This is a genomic window from Paenibacillus sp. FSL R10-2734 (genome assembly GCF_037963865.1).
Lineage (GTDB): Bacteria > Bacillota > Bacilli > Paenibacillales > Paenibacillaceae > Paenibacillus_AQ.
In genome coordinates, this window is record NZ_CP150170.1 from 3160325 (window position 1) to 3182959 (window position 22635).

A 22635-nucleotide genomic window follows, 5' to 3' on the forward strand; every position below is an offset into this window, starting at 1 on the left:
GATATTTTTTTGCTGATTTATTGATTACTTTTTCACATGCGAGGAGGGTTAAAATCCACCCTAGTTTTAGTTATTATTCGCCTATCCGAATCCATTAAGGGAGCTTTATAATCTTCAATGAAAGCGTTTTCTAAATGATTAAAAAGGGGATAAGGAGATGACGACGAAGGGGACAAAACGTTTTATCTGGGGATTTCTTATATTATGGGTGATGTTAATGACGATCTTTACGTTTAATGATCTGAATCTATCCAAAGCGTTGTACAACGAACATGAATCTAGGTTTGGTTGGTTTTTTGAGGTGTATGGAGAACATCCAGCTTTCCTAGTGTTATTGGCAGCTAGCAGCATACTCTTCAGTAAGGTTAGAAATGAACGGATAGTGAAGAAGGTTGTGGTCCGGTTGGTATCTGGATTATTCATCCTTCTTAGTGGATTTAGTATTATATCCCTCGCTCTCATGCGTGGGTATGGGCTGGCTGGGAACAATGTGATGCTCATCAGCTTAGCTATAGCAGTACTGATCGCAATTTTGTCGCAATGGCTATTAAATCGTATATCTGTTCAAACGCTAAGCCAGTATAACCGTGCTGCTTGGGCAGCCTTTGTGATCGTATTTGCGGAGATCCTCCTTGTAAATGTCCTCAAAATCTTTTGGGGTAGGATGCGTTTTCGTAATATGGAAGGTGATTATTCAATGTTTACGAGCTGGTTTCTCCCCCAAGGCATTCAAGAGAACGGCGTCACAACGGAAGCTTATAAGTCTTTTCCTTCGGGTCACTCTGCCAATGGCTGGACCATGATGCTGTGGATGCTGTTTATGCCTTTCGCAAGCAAATGGCGCAACTTCATGCTGGTCTGTGCAGTGGCGTGGGGGATTTGCACATCGACTAGCCGCGTGATCATGGGAGCTCATTTTGCGACGGATGTACTCTTTGGAGCCTTTATCACGATCACATGTATGCTACTTGTCTGTAAGCTCTTTAAGGTTGATCTGTACCCTAACAGTCAGCATAACGTATCCGTTTTGCTAAAAGATAAAAATACCCCCTATTTCCGATAAAATACGGACAGTTTAGAAGATGAGGTAAAGGTACAATGCAATTAAGAAAGCGCTAACAATAAGTTGTGAGGGAGATGCTAGTATGAATGAGAATCAAATGCCATGGAGAGAGCGCATCAGTTACGGACTTGGCGATACTGCATCAAATCTGATTTTCCAGATGACCACACTTTACCTCATGTACTTCTATACGGATGTGTTTGGTCTAAACCCTGGTGCAGTAGCTGTAGTATTTCTTGTTGCACGTGTTATAGATGCAATCGCGGAGCCTTTTATTGGTGTGATGATTGACCGCACTCAAACGAAATGGGGGAAATGCCGACCCTATTTCCTTTGGCTTGCTGTTCCTTTCAGCTTGACTGCAGTACTTATGTTTTTAACTCCGGATTTTGGTGATACGGGTAAACTTGTATACGCATACATTTCGTACACCGTGCTCGGTATTATGTATTCCGGTATTAATCTACCACTATCAGCGATCCTGCCAAGTCTGACTAGCAATTCTAATGAACGTACAGTGATCAATACGGTTCGCATGATTTTCGCCGTGATTGGGGTTGTTACAGTTAGTGCCGGAACGATGCCGCTTGTGAAAGCTTTTGGTGGTGGGGATCAAGCAAAGGGTTTTCTGGTCACCATGATCTTATTCTCAAGCATTGCACTGCTGCTCTTTCTAAACATGTTTGCCAACACTAAAGAACGTGTAAAAGCCATTGATGAGAAGCCGCTTCCGATGCGAGAAGGTGTAAAGGCCCTCAAAGGGAATGTTCCTTGGTTGATCATGCTTCTGATGAGCTTGTTCCTGTGGATCACTACTTCGATCCAAGGACAGACCAGCATTTATTACATGACCTATTATATGAAAAAGCCAGAACTTATTCCTATCGTAAACTCAATGCAATTATTGATGATATTTTCGATGGTAATTGCTCCTTTTATAGTTAAAAAAATCGGGAAAAGAAACACAATTATTATAGGATCAGTGGTCTCTATCATTGGCTACCTTATCGCCATTACTGGGGGAAATGCACTTTCTGTTCCGGTGCTGTTGGCAGGGCTACTTATAAGCGGGCTTGGCATGGGAGTAGGGGCGGGGCTGATTTTTGCAATGATGGCCGACACGGTTGATTATGGGGAGTGGAAATCAGGCGTTCGGGCACAAGGCCTACTTTATTCAGCTGCTAGCTTTGGGGTTAAGGTGGGAATGGGACTCGGGGGAGCACTTGGTGGCTTGATATTGTCGATGGGTGGTTATGTAGCTAATTCCACGGCGCAGTCAGAATCCGCATTAGCCGCGATTTCATTTAACTATTTATGGGCACCGATTATTGGCCAAATCATTATGATTACTCTGCTGTTGTTCTATCGTCTAGATAAGGATCAACCCGTTATGATACGTGAGCTCGAGGAACGTCGCAATGCTTCTATTGCAATGTAGATAAACTAATCAATCATTAGGAGTGAAATAAATATGGTACCTAACATTCAAGAGCTTATTGCACAAATGACTATAGAGGAAAAAGCAGGTATGTGCTCAGGATTAGATTTCTGGCAGACCAAAGCCGTCGAACGACTAGGTATTCCATCCATCATGATGACAGATGGTCCGCATGGTCTGCGTAAGCAAAAAGACGGGAATGACCATTTGGGTATCTTTGATAGTGTACCTGCTACTTGTTTCCCAGCGGGAGCTGGAATGGCTTGTTCGTGGGATCGAGAGCTAATTAAGCAGGTAGGGGCAGCCATTGGGGAAGAGTGTCAAGCAGAAAATGTCTCTATTTTGCTAGGCCCTGGAGCTAATATTAAACGTTCACCTTTATGCGGCCGTAATTTTGAATATTTCTCTGAAGATCCGTATTTATCCTCCGAGATGGCAATAGGCCATATTGAAGGTGTTCAAAGTCAAGGTGTAGGGACTTCTTTAAAACACTTTGCTGCAAACAATCAAGAGCATCGGCGAATGTCCGTAGATGCGATTGTGGATGAGCGTACACTAAGAGAAATTTACTTGGCGAGCTTCGAGAGTGTGGTGAAAAAAGCGCAGCCCTGGACCGTTATGTGCTCTTACAATCAGGTGAACGGAGAATATGCTTCAGAGAATCCGTATTTACTCAATGATATTTTAAAAGAAGAATGGGGACATGAAGGATTCGTTGTTTCTGACTGGGGTGCGGTTAATGAGCGAGCTAAAGGCTTAGCGGCAGGCTTGGAGCTAGAAATGCCGTCAAGTAATGGCGATGGTGATCAGAAGATTATCGATGCTATACACAGCGGGACATTATCTGAAGAAGCACTGGATCGTGCGGTTGGTCGTTTGCTTTCTATTATTTTCAAAGCTGTAGAGAATGACAAAGAAAATACTTCCTATGATCCTGAGGCACATCATCAATTAGCTAGAGTTGCTGCCAGAGAGAGTATGGTACTGCTCAAAAATGAGGGCGGGTTGCTTCCTCTGAAACGTGAAGGCTCATATGCGGTGATTGGTGATTTTGCCCGTAATCCACGGTATCAAGGTGGTGGAAGCTCACATATCAAGCCAACGAGGCTGGATGATATATATAACAGTCTCCAAGCAGAAGCGGGTTCATCTGCGAACTTGACCTATTCTCAAGGTTACACTTCTGATAGCGATGAGCCGAGTCTGGAGCTTATTGAGCAAGCCGTAGAAACCGCTTCGCAAGCGGACACTGCGATTATATTCGCTGGATTGCCGGAGCGCTATGAATCTGAAGGCTACGATCGGACGCATCTTCGTATTCCAGAGAGTCAGATCCGCCTTATCGAAGCAGTCGCGGCTGCTCAGCCTAACACTGTCGTTGTGCTGAGTAACGGATCGGCCATTGAAATGCCTTGGATTAGCAACGTCAAGGCTGTGCTTGAGGGCTATCTAGGCGGGCAAGCGCTTGGTGGTGCTATCTCCGATCTGTTATTCGGAAACGTAAGCCCATCAGGCAAGCTGGCAGAGACCTTCCCTTTGCAACTGGAACATAATCCATCCTATTTAAACTTCCCTGGCGAAGGAGATACCGTTGAATATAAGGAAGGACTGTTTGTAGGATACCGCTACTACGATGCTAAGCGAATTTCACCTTTATTCCCTTTTGGCTATGGTCTCAGTTATACAACATTTGCATACTCCGATCTTTCAGTAAGTTCGCACAGTCTGAAAGATACTGACACGCTACAAGTAAGCGTGAAGGTTACAAATACTGGCGCTCTGCAAGGCAAAGAAGTAGTACAGCTGTATGTGAAAGACATACTCAGTAATGTGGTGCGGCCAGAGAAAGAGTTAAAGGGCTTCGCGAAGGTAGATTTGCAGCCTGGGGAAACGAAGCTGGTGAGCTTTACGCTTGATAGCAGAGCGTTTGCTTATTATAACGCGAAGCTGAAAGACTGGCATGTGGAAACCGGTGAATTCGCAATTTTGGTGGGTGCCTCATCCCAAGAGATCGTACTTACTGAATCTGTGGTTGTTGAATCGACAGTACCCCTTCCTAAATCCTATTCTCGTAATTCGACTGTAGGTGATCTTATGGGAGATCCACAGGCTGCTGCTATTATTCAATCCATGATGACACAAGGTGGTGAGATGATGCCCATGCTTCAGGATGGCTCGGATATGATGATCGAGATGATGCGCAACATGCCGCTCCGTGCAATGGTTGCGTTCAGTCAAGGGGCTATGACAGATCAGGGGCTGGAAGAGCTGCTTAAACATTTGAATTCTATTAAATAAACCTGAGAGAGTGAGGCGGGATAAATGATTGATTTGAAGGCAAAGCCTTTTCATCTAGATGATGAGGGGATTAAGTGGGTAGAACAAACCTTAGGCTCTCTTGATTTGCCTGGAAAGGTCGGGCAACTGTTTTGTCCGATCGGATTCACCGATGATAAGGCGCAGCTTGCACTTTTGACACAAGGGATTAAGATTGGTGGGATTATGTTCCGTCCCGGGCCCGGAGAGATGGTGCAAGAAACACATCGCTACTTGCAGGATACATCGGATATTCCGCTTCTAATAGCAGCAAATCTTGAAGCAGGGGGGAATGGCTCTGTTGCAGAGGGGACATTCTTCGGCAAGCAGCTGCAGGTAGCGGCGACGGACAATACAGAAATGGCTCGTAAGCTTGGCATCATTGCTGCGCGGGAGGGTGGAGCTGTAGGTTGTAACTGGGCTTTCGCGCCGATTCTCGATATCGACTATAATTTCCGTAACCCTATAACCAATGTTAGAACATTCGGTTCTGATCCGCAGAGAGTAGCTCGTATGAGCAAGGCTTATACCGAAGCGATTCAAGAGCATGGCATGGCCGTATCTATTAAGCACTTCCCTGGAGATGGCGTTGACGAAAGAGATCAGCATTTATTAACCTCTATTAACTCACTTTCAGTGGAAGAGTGGGATGCTACATTTGGAAAAGTATACGCGGATTGTATCGATGCTGGCGCACATACGGTTATGGTAGGGCACATCGCTCATCCAGCCTATTCTAAACAATTACGCTCGGGGATTACAGATTTGGAGATCATGCCTGCAACGTTAGCCCCTGAGCTTTTAAATGATTTGTTGCGCAATAAGCTCGGCTTTAATGGATTGATCACTACAGATGCTACGCCAATGGCGGGGTTCACGATGGCAATGAAACGGGAGCTTGCGGTTCCGTCATCCATAGCTGCGGGTTGTGACATGTTCCTCTTTAACAAGAGTTTAGAAGAAGACTTTGCCTATATGATGAAAGGAATTGAGAATGGCATTCTGACAGAGGAGCGTGTGAATGAAGCAGTGACTCGTATCCTTGCGGTAAAAGCTGCGCTGGGACTTCATAAGAAGAAACAACAAGGAACCTTAGTTCCAGAAAAAGAGGCACTTGCCGTCCTTGGCTGCGAAGAGCATGTACGCTTTGCCCAGGAATGTGCGGATGAGTCAGTTACACTAGTGAAGGATACACAGGAGATGCTTCCCATTAGTCCCGAGAGTCATAAACGTCTACTGGTATTCACACTAGGAGGCGAGGAAGGGTTGTTCGGAGGGGCGGATATTGCTCCCTATTTCATTTCCAAGCTAGAAGAGGAAGGCTTCGAAGTAACGCTATTCAATAAAAGTGAAGTTGATTTCAGTGCAATGTTCGGTGGTGTAAAGGCATTAACGGATCACTACGATGCTGCGGTCTACATCTCAAATTTGGAGACCCATAGTAATCAAACAGTTGTGCGGATTAATTGGGCGCCTCCATTTGGTGCTGACATGCCATGGTTTATTCAGGAACTACCAACGATGTTTATTTCTGTAGCGAATCCATATCACTTGCTCGATGTACCACGCGTGCAGACGTTCATTAATGCCTATTCACCAAGTAATTATGTGGTAGATGCACTTATTGAGAAGCTTGTGGGGCGTTCCTCCTTTAAAGGAGTTAATCCTGTGGATCCGTTTTGTGGCTATTGGGATACACGTCTTTAAACGAAAAGGTTAGAGATTAAGCGATTGAATAGGATAGTCCTATTCAATCGCTTATTTTTTTTATATATAATAGGACATAAGACTTATCCTGAACAAGTGAGAGGAGGGCACAAGTTGCAAAGCTACACCTACGAAAATATTGAGCTGGACGATCATCTTCCAGTCCACTTGTTTTTGCACAGTACCCATCAGGTTCCGAATCATTGGCATGACAGCATAGAGATATTATTCGTGCTCAAGGGGAAACTTGAACTTTTCACAAAAGACAGATTTACAGAGTTAAATGAAGAGGATTTGTTCTTGATTAATGCTAATGAGATTCATGCGATTAAGGCTGAAGAGAATAATTTGGTGCTGGCTCTGCAAATTCCAGTTTCTTATCTACTTCAGATTGAACCGCAGATCGAAAGAATGTCATTCGATTGTAACTCTGCGACTGTTTCTAGCGCTGAAGAACAATCCAAGTTCGATGAACTTCGTACTTTGCTGGCTGAGATGATGCTGCTCCACAATAAGCGCCCACAAGGGTATCATCTACGTATACAGTCCTGCCTGCTTAATTTAACGTATTTACTTATGCAAGGATTTTGTGCACAAGGCCAAAGTCCTGAGAAGCAGGATGATAAGCATCGTGAGCGGCTATTGCGTATTACTTCTTACGTCAAAGATAATTACAATCGGGCAATAAATATCCAGCAGTTGGCCCTTCAAGAGTATTTGACCGTTCCGTATTTGTCGCGGTTTTTCAAAGAATATATGGGGACTTCGTTTACCAAATATGTGAACGCGGTGCGTTTGGACAAAGCGGTAAAAGATTTGACGCTTACCAATTTATCCATTACACAGATTGCTCATGATCATGGGTTTCCGAATCTGAAATCCTTTAATGCGGTATTTAAAGAGTTCTATAGACAGACACCTGGAGAATATCGGAAGACAGTTTTGGACGGACGAAGTTCATTTCGTAAAAGCAGTGTGGCCCAGTTTAACTACTTTGACATGAATCCCACACAGGCCTTTGAGTCGCTTTTCAAATATCTTCCTAACAAAACTGAATCAGCAGCAGCATCCAATCTACCAGTTGTCCTTCATTTACATAAGCAGACCCATAAGATTTCGATAGCGTCTAACCAAAGCAAGGAGCTTGCGCATACTTGGAAGAAGCTCATGACAGTGGGAAAGGCCAAAGAGGTATTGTTTGCAGAGGTACAAAGACATATCAAGCAATTGCAACAGGAGATTGGGTTTCAGTATATTCGATTTCACGGTATTTTTGATGATGAGATGATGATTTATGGCGAGAATGAGCGGGGAGAAGTGAGCTTAAACTTTGCTTATAGCGATTCATTATTTGATTTTTTGCTTAGCGCAGGATTGAAACCGTTTTTAGAGCTTTCCTTTTTGCCACGCCAGCTTGCGGGAGATGGATCTACTTCTGTTTTTTATAAAAAGAGTTTGGTAGGTAGTCCGAAGGACCTCGGCAAGTGGGATCAGTTAATTCATCAGTTTATTACACATTACATTCGTAGATATGGTATTCATGAAGTTAGGCAGTGGTATTTCGAGGTGTGGAACGAGCCGGAAATCCATATTTTTTGGCCAGATACTTATGAAGCATACTGTGAGCTGTTCATCTCCACATTCCAAACCATCAAAACCATAGATCCTGAGCTACGCGTAGGGGGACCGGGTATTTTATCCCTTACACTGTTGGAGTCAGATTGGTTGACACGTTTTGTGCATGATGTATGCATTCGAGGTGCAAAACCAGATTTTATATCTTTTCATAGTTACCCGTATGATGAATCGCTAAGATCAACTCCAGTGATTCAGATGGATTATGAAGAGAATCCGGATATGGTGTTTCAGAATATTGAGCTTTCAACGGATACAGAGTATTTATCGCGAGTCATTACTAAATTGAAGGAAACGGTAAGTGAAGCTTTCGGGAGCAATGTTCCAGAACTGCATATGACGGAATGGAATGCCACTGGCTCTCACCGTGATTTGGTGAATGATACATGCTTTAAGGCGGCTTATATCGTGAAAAATGTGCTGGAAAATATGGATGGTCTTCATAGTCTGGGGTATTGGACGGCGACCGATCTGCTCGAAGAGTTCAAAATGTCGTCTGAGATGTTTCATGGAGGTTTGGGGCTGATGACGTATAATGGCATTCCGAAGCCAGCCTTTTACGCGTTCAAGCTGCTCGCAAAATTAGGCCGCCAATTCATCAATCAAGGAAAAGGTTATTACATCACTAGCAGTGATATGGGGCTGCAGGTGTTGACGTATGCTTATGCACATATCGATTCATTGTACCGACAAGGTGATGCCTCGCTCATTAGCCGCACGAATAGATACGAGGTATTTGAAGAAGATGAAGCTATAGAGCTGACATTGGAGCTAACAGATCTTCAACCAGGATGGTATACGCTCAAAAGACATACGATTAACAGAGAAAATGGAAGTGTTTTCGACTTGTGGGTACGAATGGGGGCGCCTCATCCTATAGATGCTGACACTCTGGATTATTTGCAGCAAGCAAGCTGCCCGCAACTGACCTTTGAACAAGTCGATATAACGGGCACCTATTCGTTAGTTAGTAAGTTGTCTCCACATGAGGTGCAGTTGGTGGAATTGATGCGTTTATGATGGGGTTGCTTACAACTGGACAGAATCCAGGGTTTGTTAAACAAAGTTCCTCGGAGTACTGCGGTTGAAGCTTGGAGAGCTCTGTGAAATAGTAGCTGATCATATGATTACCACTTGCCGATCCATTCTGGAATGACAGTGATAAAAAAGTGTGGACATGACTGTAATAATACTTCGTTTCCCGTTTAGGTAGCCTAAATACATGGGGAGGCAAGTAGGTAACAACATCAAAGAGATTGGCATAACGGTAACTCTTGCGGACATATCGTTTAGCAGCATTGGTGAAGTCCGGATCGCCTACACGTGGGGAACCATATGTGAACAGGTTAGGTGAGGTGTAAGCGGTGTTGGCCGCAATATCAATAGCACATAAAGTGGCAAGTGCTCCACCAAGGCTATGACCAGTAATGTATAAGGTCTTATCGGGAGATAACTTTGCGAGTGTAGAGATGATCCCATCGCGAGCTGAATAGTAGATATTCGTGAAACCGCGGTGGGTAAGGGTATCTTCTTTAATATAATTGAATCTCTCCTGTGAAGCCATTACGTTTGACATCCAATCGGTTGTGGAGCTGGTTCCTCGGAAGGCAATAATAATCTCTTGTGGTGATTCCAGAATAAATCCAAAGCGTTCCCACACCTCGCTGATGGATCTTGCTTCAATCGTATTCACGATCTGATAATCTAATGGAACGACGAACGAACCGTCTTTATTTGAGAACTGCGCATAGGTCTGTCCGCAGATTGCAGCTAGAAAGATAGCCCTTTGCTCTTGATCATTTTTGGCACCCATGTGCATCCCGCCCTTCTTCCTAAACTATATTAGGGGGACGAGGGAGAGATTCCTATAACCGTCACTAATAACATTGATTTTAGAATAGTTGGAGGGGTCTCGTGAAGTTTGCTTTCAAGGAAGAGAAAATATTTGTAACACTGCTTCGTATTGTTGGGACTATGCTCTTGGCGTTAACCTTTTATCAAGATTATAGCGGTCAAGGCTTCATCAATCTTGTAGGTGGCCTGATCGTGTTGTTGCTATACATGGTGTTGGTTTGGGCAAAGAGCTCTTGGTGGACTGAAGTGAAATTTTATGCAGTTTCTTTTTTAATCGTTTCGATGATATTAGTGCTTCATTTTGTTTTTGATGTACCGAACACAACCTTATTATGGCCGCTTTATTTTATTATCCTATTTATGAATCGTGTGTATCCTCGTGCTTCTTTCATTATAGGGATCACTACGCTTACTGCTATTTTTTTGATCTATTCATTGTCCTTAAGCAGTCTTTTGGGTCTGCTCGGTGTAATTTCAATCCTTTGTTCGAAGAGACTCCGTTGTGTTCAAAAAGAAAAGCTATCTCCCATTAATGATTGTCCTACTCAATTTTATTGTTAAATATGTTCTGAATGTAATGTTGATATTTTATCATGATACCTTGTTTCACCTCATTTATTCTTTCACTAATGGGCTAACAGTTGGATTGTTCTTTGGAGGAATCTCATATGCGTTTTATATGAAAGGAAAACTGAATTAACTTGCGGCAAGGAAACTCATACAGTACACTTTCTTTAACAAGTACAAGCCTAAGTTAACTTGGAAAAAGAACTTTGAAAAAGGAAGTGTTAAATAGTGGATTTTGAGATGGTTATGCAAGAGCTGGAAGCGCTCGGCAAGGAACGAACCAAAAAAATATATATGTCCAATGGTGCAAAAGAACCGCTATTTGGCGTGGCAACCGGAGCAATGAAGCCAATCTTTAAGAAAACCAAAATAAATCAGCCTCTGGCTGAGCAGCTTTACGCGACAGGGAACTACGACGCCATGTATTTTGCCGGCATCATTGCTGATCCCAATGCAATGACGGAAGCGGATTATGACCGATGGATGGATGCGGCTTATTTTTATATGCTGTCCGACTTTGTAGTGGCAGTAACCTTGGCAGAAGCTGATATTGCACAAGAAGTTGCTGATAAATGGATTGCGAGCGGTGAAGATCTAAGGATGTCAGCGGGCTGGAGCTGTTACTGCTGGCTGCTTGGCAGTCGCCCGGACGTTGAGTTTTCCGAAAGCAAGCTTGCCGGTATGCTTGAGATGGTGGAAAATACGATTCATGATTCTCCAGAACGAACCCAATATTCAATGAACAATTTTTTATACACAGTGGCATTATCCTATTCCCCGCTTCATGATAAGGCATGTGAGATCGCAAGGACTGTAGGCCCAATTGAAGTCAACAAGGATAAGGCAAAAAGTAAATTTATTCACGCGTACGCAAATATTCAAAAAGCTATCGACAAAGCTCAGCTTGGTTTTAAACGCAAGCATGTAAGATGTTAAACTATGACAAGCTTCCAGACTAGAAAAAGGATTCCCTGAAACTTCACTCTGAGTTACTATATAGAAATGACACCAAGAGGAGAAAGTAGGGGGAAAAGCATACATGGGCAACTTATTGGAAATTTTACACAAGGAAGTCGTGCCGGCAGAAGGCTGCACGGAGCCGATCGCTGTTGCGTATGCCGTCTCCTTGGCGGCAGAGCTTCTCGAGGAAGAAATTACGGGGATTCAGCTGCATCTCAGCGGTAATATTATCAAGAATGCGATGGGAGTGGGCATCCCTGGAACAGGCCAGACAGGTTTACCCATCGCAGCAGCCCTTGGAGCGGTGGTCGGCCGTTCTCATAAGGAGCTGGAAATTCTGTCAGGCTTGACCCAGGATGAGCTAAAGTTGGCTAATGACTTGCTTGATCGAAAGCTGCTAAAAGTGGAGATCATGGACACTCCTGAAAAGTTATATATTGAAGCACAGGTGAAGACAGAGAACCATACAGCGACTGTCATTCTTGCTAAGGAGCACACGAATATAGAATATTTGGCTCTGGACGGGAAGCAAGTGACACCTAAGAAGTCTAAAGCCGACTGTGGCAAGCCTGGTCTTTCTGATAATGAAGTTTATGAAGGCTCTGTAGATCGGATATTTGAGTTTATAAGTACGGCTCCCTTTTCAGACCTTAGCTTCCTCTTGGAAGGCGCTCGGATGAACAAGGCGATCTCCGATGAGGGACTCCGAGGCGATTATGGCTTGCAAGTAGGGAAAAAGATGAATCAGCAATCTGCTGTCAATTTGTTCGGTAATGATGTAGCGAACAGAATTATAGCAGCCACGGCCGCGGCTTCAGATGCTCGAATGGATGGCAGCGCAATGCCTGTGATGACAACAGCAGGGAGCGGCAATCAGGGTATCGCCTGTACACTTCCCGTTATATCACTAGCGGAATTGCTCGGCAAGGATGAAGAGACACTAGCGCGGGCGCTTGCACTGAGCAATCTGGTCACTGTGCATATCAAGCATTATATCGGGCGGTTGTCGCCATTATGTGGTTCAGGGATTGCAGGCGGAGTAGGAGCGAATAGCGGGATCATTTATCTCATGGGCGGCAGTCTTGAGCAGATCAAGCATGGGATACAGAATACGATAGCTTCTTTGTCAGGCATGATCTGCGACGGTGCGAATTCAACCTGTGCATTGAAGATTTCTACCTCCACCAATACAGCGATTCAGGCAGCTACACTCGCTATGAACAATATTGCTCCTACTACCAAGGATGGAGTTATTTTCGAAGAGGTGGAAGACACTATCCGCAACATGGAGCGTCTGGTTCAAGAAGGTCTTGCTGATACTGACAAGACTATTCTGAATATCATGCTCTCCAAAGGCGGAGCGAAGTAACCTCCTAATAAGGTAACAACAGAATAGGACAGCATCATTAAAGACCGCTCAGTTATCTGCACAAAATGGCAGGAGATTGGGCGGTCTTTGTAACTATTCGGTAAGGACTATGTTTTCGAGAAGATTTGCATTAAATTTTAACATAATTTATCCTGAGATTATAAAGGATTAGACTGATGGTATAACAAAGGAGATATTATGACGGAGAAGATAGATATAGGATGGAACTTTGAGAACAGTTATGCTCATCTACCGGAATCCATGTTCACACGGATCAAGCCAACGCCTGTGCGCAAGCCGGAATTGATAATTTTTAATGAACCATTGGCTACTACGCTAGGGTTGAATAGTGCAGCATTACATAGTAAGGATGGTGTCCAGATTCTTGCAGGCAATGAAGTTCCTGATGGCACTGTATCAATTGCTCAAGCTTATGCTGGACATCAATTTGGCCATTTTACGATGTTAGGAGACGGGCGAGCCGTGCTGCTGGGAGAACAGATCACTCCCCAAGGTGAGCGGGTAGACATTCAGCTTAAGGGCGGGGGAAGAACACCCTATTCTCGTGGTGGCGATGGTCGAGCCGGACTTGGTCCAATGCTGCGTGAATATATCATCAGCGAAGCCATGCATGGCCTTGGTATTCCTACCACCCGCAGCTTGGCGGTGGTAACAACGGGTGAAGCGATTATTAGGGAGACAGAGCAGCCGGGTGCTATTCTGACCCGAGTTGCTGCCAGTCATCTACGGGTGGGTACTTTTCAATATGCTGCAGCATGGGGTACTGTGGAGGATCTCCGCACTCTGGCTGATTACACGTTACAAAGACATTATCCCGATGCTCCTATGGAGGATAACCGTTATCTTTTCCTGCTTCGGGAAGTAATTGGACGTCAGGCACAATTGATCGCCAAATGGCAGCTGGTAGGATTTATTCACGGAGTGATGAACACCGACAATATGGCGCTTAGCGGAGAAACGATTGATTATGGTCCTTGCGCCTTCATGGATGTGTATGATCCGGAGACGGTATTCAGCTCCATTGACCAGCAGGGTCGTTATGCCTATGGCAATCAGCCAGGTATTGCCTCTTGGAACCTCACGAGATTCGCGGAGACTCTTCTACCACTGCTGGATGAGGATCAGGAACAGGCAATCAAGCTGGCTGAAGAGGAGATTGCAGGTTTTAAAGAGCGGTCTTACCGTCATTGGCTTACAGGAATGAGAGCGAAGCTCGGTATCTTCAACGAAGAGTTAGAGGATGTAACGCTAAGTGAAGACCTGCTTGATATCATGCAAAAATATCGGGCGGACTATACCCATACCTTCCGTGCTTTAACTTTAGAAAAGTTGGAAGAGACGACTCTGTTTGGCACAGAGGAATTTACCAAGTGGCATGAGTTATGGCAGGCTAGACTTAGTAGACAGGAGCAGTCGAAAGCTGCTTCGCAAGAGCTAATGCGCAAGAGTAATCCTGCGATTATTCCACGGAACCACCGTGTAGAAGAAGCACTTGAAGCGGCGGTACAGCGGGAAGATTACGGTGTGATGGAGCAGTTGCTTGAAGCTCTTTCTAATCCTTACGCCTATTCCCCTGAACAAGAGGAATACTCGGCAATCCCTGAGGAATCGACACGTCCATATCGCACTTTCTGCGGTACCTGATTTGTGGATCATGATCTGAAAAATGGGGTGAATGAAGATGTTTCATGCATATGATGTTCTGGCTAACCAGTTGCTAGCTAATGCAAATGATCCAAGCTGGTATGTGCCCTTTGAGGTAGCCGTACAAGACTTAAGTGAAGAAGAAGCTTTTTGGAAGGTAACAGAAGAAAGCAATAGTATTGCTGAGATTGTGCAGCATCTGCTCTACTGGAATGAAACTTGGCAAACAAGGTATAAAGAAAAGAGTGTCGATTCAGTTCCTTCAGTGGATAACAATAACACCTTTGTCGTTGGAGAAGGAGTAACGTTCCAAGAGCTTCAACAACAACTTTTAGAAGTTCTTCTACGTTGGCAGGAACTGCTTACGAAAGAACAATTGGATGCCGATATTCAAGAATTCCAAGGCAGTCAGTGGTGGGAAGTAATGGGCAATGTGACAACACATAACGCTTATCACGTGGGGCAAATTGTTTTTATTCGAAAGATCCAAAAGAGTTGGAATCGCACTGTAAAGTGAAATGAGAGACGTTTACCGGATGTGTATTCATCTGTGTAACGTCTTTTTTTCATACGACTGATTTAAATACTTATAATTACTTATGTTATTTTATATATTACTTGTAAATACTTAATTCATGGCTTATGATGACTTTAGGAGGTGCATACAAGATGTTTCAAGAGGAAAGATTGTTAAAAATACTCGAATACTTGAAACAACATCAATCGATGAGTGTTCAAGAGATCTGTACGGAATTTGAAGTATCCAGAGATACCGCTCGTAGGGATATTGTTAGACTAGTACAAGAGGGTGTTGTGATCCGTACGCATGGAGGGGTATCGTTACCTGAGCTACAAAAGGAATTGTTATCTTATCAGGATCGATTGATCGATGAATCCGAGAGTAAGCAGAGGATAGGGAAGGTTGGGGCTCAGCTTATTCAAGATCATGAGACTGTGATTTTAGATGTATCCACCACTGTACAGTTTGTAGCAGAACAGATCAGAGCGAAGGATATTACGGTTGTCACGCACTCGATTGATAACGTAGGGATCTTGTCAAAGCGAGAGGATCTGCAAATTTATGTTCTTGGTGGTTACTTGAATGTGAAAAACCGCTTGTTATATGGCCCTTCTATTATCGATAAACTTAGTGAAATCCGTGCAGATAAAGCTTTTATTGGAGCATCGGCGATCAGCGCTGATGGACTCTATTATCCATATGAAGAAGATGTGCGGGTGAAGAGAGAAATGGCTCGAAGATCAGATCAAGTCATCTTAGTGGCTGATCACACCAAATTTATTGGCAAATCATTTTTCCGTCTAGACTTTGATTGCGTTGATATTTTAATTACCGATCGAGAACTCCCTAGTCAGATCAGAGAAGTTCTAGATCAGAAGAACATCACAGTTATTGAATGACTGATAACGAAACAGAGGAGGATGTTTATGACTTATATTCTGCAAAATGTACAAGTGGCGCTTCAGAATCGTATTATTCCAGCCGCCAATGTGTGGATTTCTGAAGGGGAAATTATAAAGATAGATGCAGAGGCTCTTTCGATTCCAGAGGGAGATGGTGAACGGATATATGGTGGTGGCCATTTATTAGTCCCCGGGATGATAGATGTTCATATTCATGGCGCCAATGGATTTGATATGATGGACGGTACTGAAGAGAGTATTCAAGAAGTATCAAAGGCTTGTGCTGCATCTGGTTGCACCTCATTTCTGGCTACATCTGTGAGTTCTACGCTAGAAGATCTTTTAGAAATGATTCGTAGTGTCAAGCGTGTGATCGGACATGAAGTGGGTGCAAAGATCGCAGGTATTCATTTAGAAGGACCTTACTTGAACCCGAAGCGAAAAGGAATGCAGAACGAAAAGTATCTGCGCCATCCCGACTTAGAGGAAATGAACCTAATTTTTGAAGAAGCGGGTTCACTCATTAAGATGGTTACAATTGCCCCGGAGCTGCCGGGGGGGCTGGAGCTCATTTCCTTTCTGAAAGAACGGGAAGTTGTAATAGCCATCGCTCATTCGGATGCTACTTATGAGGAAGCTAAACAAGCCTTTGCCTCAGGGGCAAGTCATGTTACACATTGTTTTAATGGCATGCGGCCTATCCATCATCGAGATCCAGGGGTAATCGTGGCTGCTTTTGAAGAGAAACATGTAAGTCTTCAAGCCATTGTGGACAACGTCCATCTGCATCCAGCAATTATTCGATTAATGCATACCTTGAAAGGACCAGAAGGAATGGTGTTGATTACAGATGCACTGCAAGCTATGGGATTAGGTGATGGGGATTATATGTTCGGAGGCCATCATGTTACGGTATCCGAGGGGATAGCGAGATTGAAGGATGGAACGCTAGCTTCAAGCACAGTGACTATGAATGAAGCCTTACGTTATACTGTCGAAACTGGAATTCCCTTGATAGATGCTGTACAGATGGCATCAACTACGCCGGCCAATATTCTGGAACTTCAACGGAAGGGGACAATAACAACTGGCTATGATGCTGACCTGGTCCTCTTGGATGATGAATTTAAAGTGCTCTGGACAATGGTGGATGGCCAACTTTTATAAATCATGATATAAAAAGGTTACAACTCAGTGCAGCTGTAACCTGTATTCATGTGCGGTAATGCCAAACACACTCTTAAAATGCCGGTTCAGATGAGTCAGATCCACAAATCCACAATCTACTACAGCGGCATAGATATCTTTGCTTCTCTCAATAGACTGCTTGGCATGCTCAACCTTGCAATTTAAGAAAAATTGATAAGGTGATATTCCTGTAAGTGTCTTAAACTCTCGAATAAATTGATATTTGGATAGTCCAAACTCTTTACAGAGATCGTCTAACTTCAGGACATGGTCTAAACTGCAGTACATCATTTCCTTTGCTTTTTTGACAAATTTATTACTTATCCTGTGCTCGGTAACTATTTCAGTATTAGATACTAGATGCACCAGGTTTAACAACAGCTCACTGCACAAGGACTCCTCTTTGCCATTCTGGACGGCATGACTTAGTGCTAATATGCTCTGCGCCAATTTGTCATCATATAGGATAGGAGAGGCGAAGCGGAGTTCTTTTTTTCCTAGGATCTCTTGTATCAAGGTTGGCTTGATATATAACATGACATAATCAATACCTGCTCTATCATATGAATTGCCATCATGAGTTTGCTCTCTATTAAAAAGCATGACCCCATTTTTATGAGAAGATTGCAAGCTACCGTCGAGGTTATATTGCTGAATGCCACGGAGAGTTACACCGAGTGCATATTCCTCGTGGCAATGCTTTTTATATGTGAAATCAGTAAGGCTGGCGGATAAGGACAGGATCTCTGCTGACTTTTTATAATTGAATTTCTCCACGTTCTTAACCTCCGCGACTTTATAAAATTCCTGATATCATAATGGCCGAGTATACTAAAAAAAGTGCCATTAGCGTATTTAGAACTTTTTGATGATTTTGCAGAAATCTTCTGAAGATCGAGCCAAAAACAACCCATGTTGTGAATGCAAAAAAACCGATCACAGTGATAATTATAACAAATAGGGTCAAGGCAAGTGATGAAGTGTAGAATGGCATTACATAGCTGGGAATGACTGTTAAAGTAAATAAAAGCACCTTAGGATTCACGAGCTGCATTAGTAAACCCGAGCGAAAATTGGCATTTGGGTTAGGCTGGTCTTCCATTGCACCCATCTTAAAGATTTTATAAGCAAGGTAGAGCATATATAAACTCCCAATGACTTGCATAATGATCAGGATATTAGGGATGACCTCAACCAGAACATGGTTCAGCAGGGTAGAAAGAATTAGCAATAATCCAAAAGCTATCGTGGCTCCATATACATAGTTCATAGATTTTTTTGCCCCGGAATGTTGTACGGAAGAAAGAATAACAATATTGGCAGGCCCGGGTGTAAATGTAGCTACAACGCAATAGATCAGAAAGGAAAATATATTCATGATGACCTCCAGTAAAAGTTGTCTTATGAATATAAACCTTCTAACTTAAATGTTAATAGTACATTATTGCAGAGGAGATCAACATCATGAATAAAACGAATCATTTTACCATTGCTGTAATCACTGAGGCCGACTATGAATCTACATGCCGGGTTTTTGAAGAATCAATATCTGATGCCTTTAACAAAGAGGGGCTAGGTCACTTACAAGAGGATATCCAAAGTGAAATCGATCATAAAAAGCAAAAAGCGTTTTCCTCGCTGGACCTGGCAAACTCGGATACTTATTTCCTTATTGCTAAAATGGATGAGACGGTTGTGGGTACGATTTCCTATGGCCCCTGTGGCGAGGCTATTCAAATTTGTGCAGAACATCAGTTGGATCATTTGGGGGAACTGGGCAGCTTATACGTGTTGCCAAGCTATCAGGACCAAGGGATTGGGTCGGCATTAATTAAGGAATTGATGATATTCTTAAAAGAAAAAGGGATCGAGCAATTTTGCTTGGACAGTGGATATAAACGTGCACAAGCGAGGTGGCAGCGTAAATTTGGGGAGCCTTATAAGGTGGTTGAAGATTATTGGGGACCCGATTCTGTTCACATGGTTTGGTTGTGTAATGTAGCCTTTCTTCTTGCATAGTCATAGCACTGTTTATATACTTGGTGTGATTGCTTGCCAAGACAACTGCTGAGATAGGAGGTAAACTATGTATCGAGTTTTGATTGTTGATGATGAATCGGCGCATAGGAAAGGTGTCATTCAATTGCTCAACAGAATCAAGCCGGAGTATTTTTTATTTGAAGCCAAGGATGGTAGTATGGCCGAACTGATATTAGACACAGCGGATATTGATATCATACTTACGGACATCCGAATGCCAAACAAAGATGGGCTTGAGTTCTTACAGGACTTACATAAAGCCAACTACCATGCAAAAGTGATTATTATTACGGGTCATGGTCAATTTGATTATGCCAAACGTGCTTTATCCTTGGGTGCCTTTGATTTTTTATTGAAACCGATTGATATGAAGGAGCTACAACAAGCTCTGGACAACGCTGAAAGTAGCATACAGGCAAGGAATGTCCAGCAATTCACCCAAACTCTTGGGATCGATATGCTATTGGGTAAGCTGGTTAAAGGTAAACTAGAGCTACACGAGAAACAGCAGTTAGAAGGAATTATCCCTACTAATGTTCCAGGTTTTATAATTGTGATCAAGATTCCTCCATCTCTCACACTTAGTGTAGATTCTGATTGGGGCAAATCTACCAAGTCAGCCATAAAAAAAGCGCTTAAACCCATTGGACATTGTAACGTATTCCAGCTCTTGGATGGTGACGTCTCACTTGTTGGCATGGTACTTCTTGATTGTAAACAAAACGAAAGTGATATTAACGAACTAGTTAGCCGTGTAATAAACAGATTGGTAAGTGAACTTCCTAAAGATTTCAAGGTAGGGATCAGCTCATATTTTGATAACTTGTATCCTGATTCTGAACAGGCATATGGCCAAGCCAGCGAAGCATTGCTAATGACATTTTATTCGCAAGAAATTTGTGAGGAATACAGAGCCCGAGATAACAATGATATTCGTTTGTTAAAAATACTCAATGACCATGAAGCGCAGCTCTCGAACGCAATCAAATATGAGGATCATTCGGCGGTCACTGAAGTGTTATCTGTTATGTTCAAAAAAGTAAGCGCTTACGATAAACCCAATCCCAATCGACTTAAGGAATTGTTTTTGCTGACCAGTCTGCGATTGATCTATTTTCTGCAAGGCAAAAAGGTTATTGCGGATTATCAGAAGGAAATGGCAAGCTACAACCAAAAAATATTGGAGGCTCCAAGCCTGGATTCTTTGCGATTAGCCGTTGAGGAATCCTGCCTAATGCTTAATGACATTTCCAAGCAGAGTGAACAGTCTGATGAAGCCATTGCACTTGCGTTGAATTATCTGGAGGAACATTTTGCTGAGGATATAAGCTTGAGCCAATTGGCAGAAAAATTTTATTTCACGGCCTCGTATTTCAGTATATATTTCAAGAAAAAAACAGGACAGAATTTCAATCCCTATTTAACTTCACTGCGTTTGGATCGTGCATGTATGTATTTGCGTGAAACAAACGACAAAATCGGAGGGATCAGCCAAAAAGTTGGTTATAACGATTCGGCCTACTTCGGAAAAATTTTTAAAAAGAAGATTGGCTGCAGCCCCGATGAATATCGAAAGCGAAACTACAAGATTTGATTAAACATAGAAAAATCAGCCTTAAGACAACATTAATTCTGTCCTATATATTAGTTGCTCTTACGGCGTTGAGTTTGTTTGCATGGCGTTCCTACAGCACTACAGAAAAATTCATGATTAAAATGGCGCAGGAAAATGTACATCAGCTTATAACCTCAAAGAATAGGATTCTGGATATGTCTTTTTCCGGAATTCGAGAGGCAACTTTGAACCTGCTGGTAGATAAGGAATTGTATAATCTGTTTGAGGATCTGGATTTTAAAAATGACATTGGCTTAATTGAAGCAGATAAGCAGGTTAAAGAGCTGTTACAAAAATATTTTTACAGCTACAAGCAGATCGCGTCTGTTGTGCTGGTAACTGAGGATCACTCATTTGGATATTGGCAAGAAGACATAACCTTTGACCACTCCTTTTTTAACAGCGAAATCTATCGTATAGCGGAGGAGAAGAAAGGGGGTAGTTTCTATTTACCAACCTATAATTACAATAAAGCTATGGGTAAAAAGGCTTTAGATCAACCTGACTACCCGCGAGAAATGATATTCTCACTCGTACGTGTAGCCAATTTTACTTATATAAACAAGCAATATACTACTGAAAAGCTAAAGCGGTTTTCACTTAATCCTACACTAGTTATCAGCTTTACCGACGCTACCTATCGCTCAGAACTGCAAACTCTCGCCTTACCTGATGGTTCAGAATATATGATACTTGACGCTAACGGTCATGTGGTTTCGCATAGTAATGCTACATTAATAGGACAAAAATATAACAGCTCATGGATCTATCCGCTCATCGAGCAAGAGTCAGGTGTGGATTATCTTAGGATTGATGGAGAAGACACCATTATAAGCTATGACACATCTGCCGCTACAGGGTGGACAACTATGGTCACTATTCCCCGTAGCTCGTTACTAAAGGATGTACTGCGTAAGATTAGTAATGATATCTTATTGTTCTCAGGGATTGCACTCATCGTTGCTCTTTCCCTCTCCCTCATGCTTACGCGAAAGTTTAGCGGTTCACTCAACCAAGTGCTGAAGGCCATTAAAAATGTCGGCAACGGTGATTTTAATGTAACGGCTGAGTATACCAATATTCCGGAATTTGACTACATGGTAGACAGCTTTAATGAAATGAGTGCACAAATTAAGAAGCTGATTGATGAGAACTATTTGACGAAAATTAGACAGCGTGAAAGTGAAATTGCCATTCTCACAACGCAGCTTAATCCACATTTTTTGTACAACACGCTTAACGTGATCCAATTGGCGAACTTGAATGGTGAATATGAAAAAACTGGGGAGATGATTGTCTCTTTATCCAGAATGCTTAACTACACCGCAGACAATCGGAAAGAAATGAAGCCATTACGTGAAGATTTGGCCTGGCTGAACCAATATATTTACATTATGAAATGTAGATATGATGACGAATTCGAGATTGTTTGGACGATGGATGAGGAGATGATGGATCTACTGGTTCCGAAGCTATTTATCCAACCGATACTGGAAAATAGTATCTTACACGCTTTTAATAATCGTGATGCAGGAGGAATCATCAGAATCACTGGCCAGCTCATAGATAATGGCATGACCTTTACGGTTGAAGACAATGGAGAAGGAATGAGCGAAGAGCAAATCACTACTTTTTTTGAGAACATCAATGATACTATTGGCATCAAAAATGTGTATCAACGTCTCCAGTTAATTTATGGTCAATCCGTGCAATTTGAGGTAACAAGCCAGCTCGGCAAGGGGACCAAAACGACAATTATTATCCCAATCAATGAAACGAATAGTTGAATGAAGCTT

General features: G+C 42.8%; 18 protein-coding genes. 15 read left to right on the forward strand and 3 right to left on the reverse strand.

Translation table 11 applies throughout. The annotated features are described in order from the left end of the window. Positions 1-157 precede the first annotated feature (157 nt). The 5 genes from NSS67_RS13815 to NSS67_RS13835 all read left to right on the forward strand — a co-directional run bounded on the left by NSS67_RS13815 (position 158) and on the right by NSS67_RS13835 (position 9179). Positions 158-1063, forward strand: coding sequence for a phosphatase PAP2 family protein (locus NSS67_RS13815; RefSeq protein WP_339320068.1), 906 nt, complete (start codon positions 158-160; stop codon positions 1061-1063). 82 nt (positions 1064-1145) lie between these two features. Beyond that, positions 1146-2501, forward strand: coding sequence for an MFS transporter (locus NSS67_RS13820; RefSeq protein ID WP_339320069.1), 1356 nt, complete (start codon positions 1146-1148; stop codon positions 2499-2501). 33 nt (positions 2502-2534) lie between these two features. Further along, positions 2535-4799 carry a glycoside hydrolase family 3 C-terminal domain-containing protein gene (locus NSS67_RS13825; protein WP_339320070.1) on the forward strand — a complete coding sequence of 755 codons (2265 nt, stop codon included), beginning with the start codon at positions 2535-2537 and terminating at the stop codon, positions 4797-4799. Between the two features lie 24 nt (positions 4800-4823). Continuing rightward, the gene (locus NSS67_RS13830; protein WP_339320071.1) at positions 4824-6524 is read left to right on the forward strand and encodes a glycoside hydrolase family 3 N-terminal domain-containing protein; all 1701 of its coding nucleotides are present in this window, start codon (positions 4824-4826) and stop codon (positions 6522-6524) included. 114 nt (positions 6525-6638) lie between these two features. Next, on the forward strand, positions 6639-9179 hold the full coding sequence (locus NSS67_RS13835; protein ID WP_339320072.1) for a helix-turn-helix domain-containing protein: 2541 nt from the start codon (positions 6639-6641) through the stop codon (positions 9177-9179). Here NSS67_RS13835 and NSS67_RS13840 read toward each other — a convergent pair. Continuing rightward, positions 9127-9972 (reverse strand): lipase family protein, encoded by an 846-nt coding sequence (locus NSS67_RS13840; RefSeq protein WP_339320073.1) that lies wholly within the window; start codon positions 9970-9972, stop codon positions 9127-9129. The genes NSS67_RS13835 and NSS67_RS13840 overlap by 53 nt on opposite strands. Before the next feature lie 101 nt (positions 9973-10073). Between NSS67_RS13840 and NSS67_RS13845 the strand changes: the two genes are divergently transcribed. From NSS67_RS13845 to nagA, 7 genes are all read left to right on the forward strand, one after another. Then, a complete protein-coding gene (locus NSS67_RS13845) occupies positions 10074-10574 on the forward strand; it encodes a hypothetical protein (protein ID WP_339320074.1) in 501 nt (166 codons plus the stop codon). A gap of 234 nt (positions 10575-10808) precedes the next feature. Next, positions 10809-11516 carry a DNA alkylation repair protein gene (locus tag NSS67_RS13850; RefSeq protein WP_339320075.1) on the forward strand — a complete coding sequence of 236 codons (708 nt, stop codon included), beginning with the start codon at positions 10809-10811 and terminating at the stop codon, positions 11514-11516. 103 nt (positions 11517-11619) lie between these two features. Further along, positions 11620-12909 carry an L-serine ammonia-lyase, iron-sulfur-dependent, subunit alpha gene (locus NSS67_RS13855; RefSeq protein ID WP_339320076.1) on the forward strand — a complete coding sequence of 430 codons (1290 nt, stop codon included), beginning with the start codon at positions 11620-11622 and terminating at the stop codon, positions 12907-12909. Between the two features lie 198 nt (positions 12910-13107). Next, entirely contained in the window at positions 13108-14574 is a 1467-nt protein-coding gene (locus tag NSS67_RS13860; RefSeq protein ID WP_339320077.1) for a YdiU family protein, read from the forward strand. A gap of 37 nt (positions 14575-14611) precedes the next feature. Next, positions 14612-15091: a DinB family protein gene (locus NSS67_RS13865; RefSeq protein WP_339320078.1), complete on the forward strand. Its 480-nt coding sequence runs from the start codon at positions 14612-14614 to the stop codon at positions 15089-15091. A 152-nt stretch (positions 15092-15243) separates the two neighbouring features. Beyond that, complete coding sequence (locus tag NSS67_RS13870; protein WP_339320079.1) at positions 15244-15993, forward strand: DeoR/GlpR family DNA-binding transcription regulator; 750 nt, start codon at positions 15244-15246, stop codon at positions 15991-15993. 27 nt (positions 15994-16020) lie between these two features. Continuing rightward, positions 16021-17163, forward strand: a complete 1143-nt coding sequence (gene nagA, locus NSS67_RS13875) for an N-acetylglucosamine-6-phosphate deacetylase (RefSeq protein ID WP_339320080.1) — start codon at positions 16021-16023, stop codon at positions 17161-17163. 24 nt (positions 17164-17187) lie between these two features. Here nagA and NSS67_RS13880 read toward each other — a convergent pair whose 3' ends face one another. Together NSS67_RS13880 and NSS67_RS13885 are read right to left on the reverse strand one after the other, a co-directional pair. Further along, positions 17188-17961 carry an AraC family transcriptional regulator gene (locus tag NSS67_RS13880; protein ID WP_339320081.1) on the reverse strand — a complete coding sequence of 258 codons (774 nt, stop codon included), beginning with the start codon at positions 17959-17961 and terminating at the stop codon, positions 17188-17190. 19 nt (positions 17962-17980) lie between these two features. Beyond that, a complete protein-coding gene (locus tag NSS67_RS13885; RefSeq protein ID WP_339320082.1) occupies positions 17981-18562 on the reverse strand; it encodes a LysE family transporter in 582 nt (193 codons plus the stop codon). Positions 18563-18648: 86 nt separating this feature from the next. Between NSS67_RS13885 and NSS67_RS13890 the strand changes: the two genes are divergently transcribed. From NSS67_RS13890 to NSS67_RS13900, 3 genes are all read left to right on the forward strand, one after another. Further along, the gene (locus NSS67_RS13890) at positions 18649-19203 is read left to right on the forward strand and encodes a GNAT family N-acetyltransferase (RefSeq protein WP_339320083.1); all 555 of its coding nucleotides are present in this window, start codon (positions 18649-18651) and stop codon (positions 19201-19203) included. A gap of 67 nt (positions 19204-19270) precedes the next feature. Continuing rightward, the gene (locus NSS67_RS13895) at positions 19271-20818 is read left to right on the forward strand and encodes a response regulator (protein ID WP_339320084.1); all 1548 of its coding nucleotides are present in this window, start codon (positions 19271-19273) and stop codon (positions 20816-20818) included. Next, complete coding sequence (locus tag NSS67_RS13900; protein ID WP_339320085.1) at positions 20815-22626, forward strand: histidine kinase; 1812 nt, start codon at positions 20815-20817, stop codon at positions 22624-22626. Before NSS67_RS13895 ends, NSS67_RS13900 begins: the two co-directional genes overlap by 4 nt. The last annotated feature ends 9 nt before the right edge of the window (positions 22627-22635 follow it).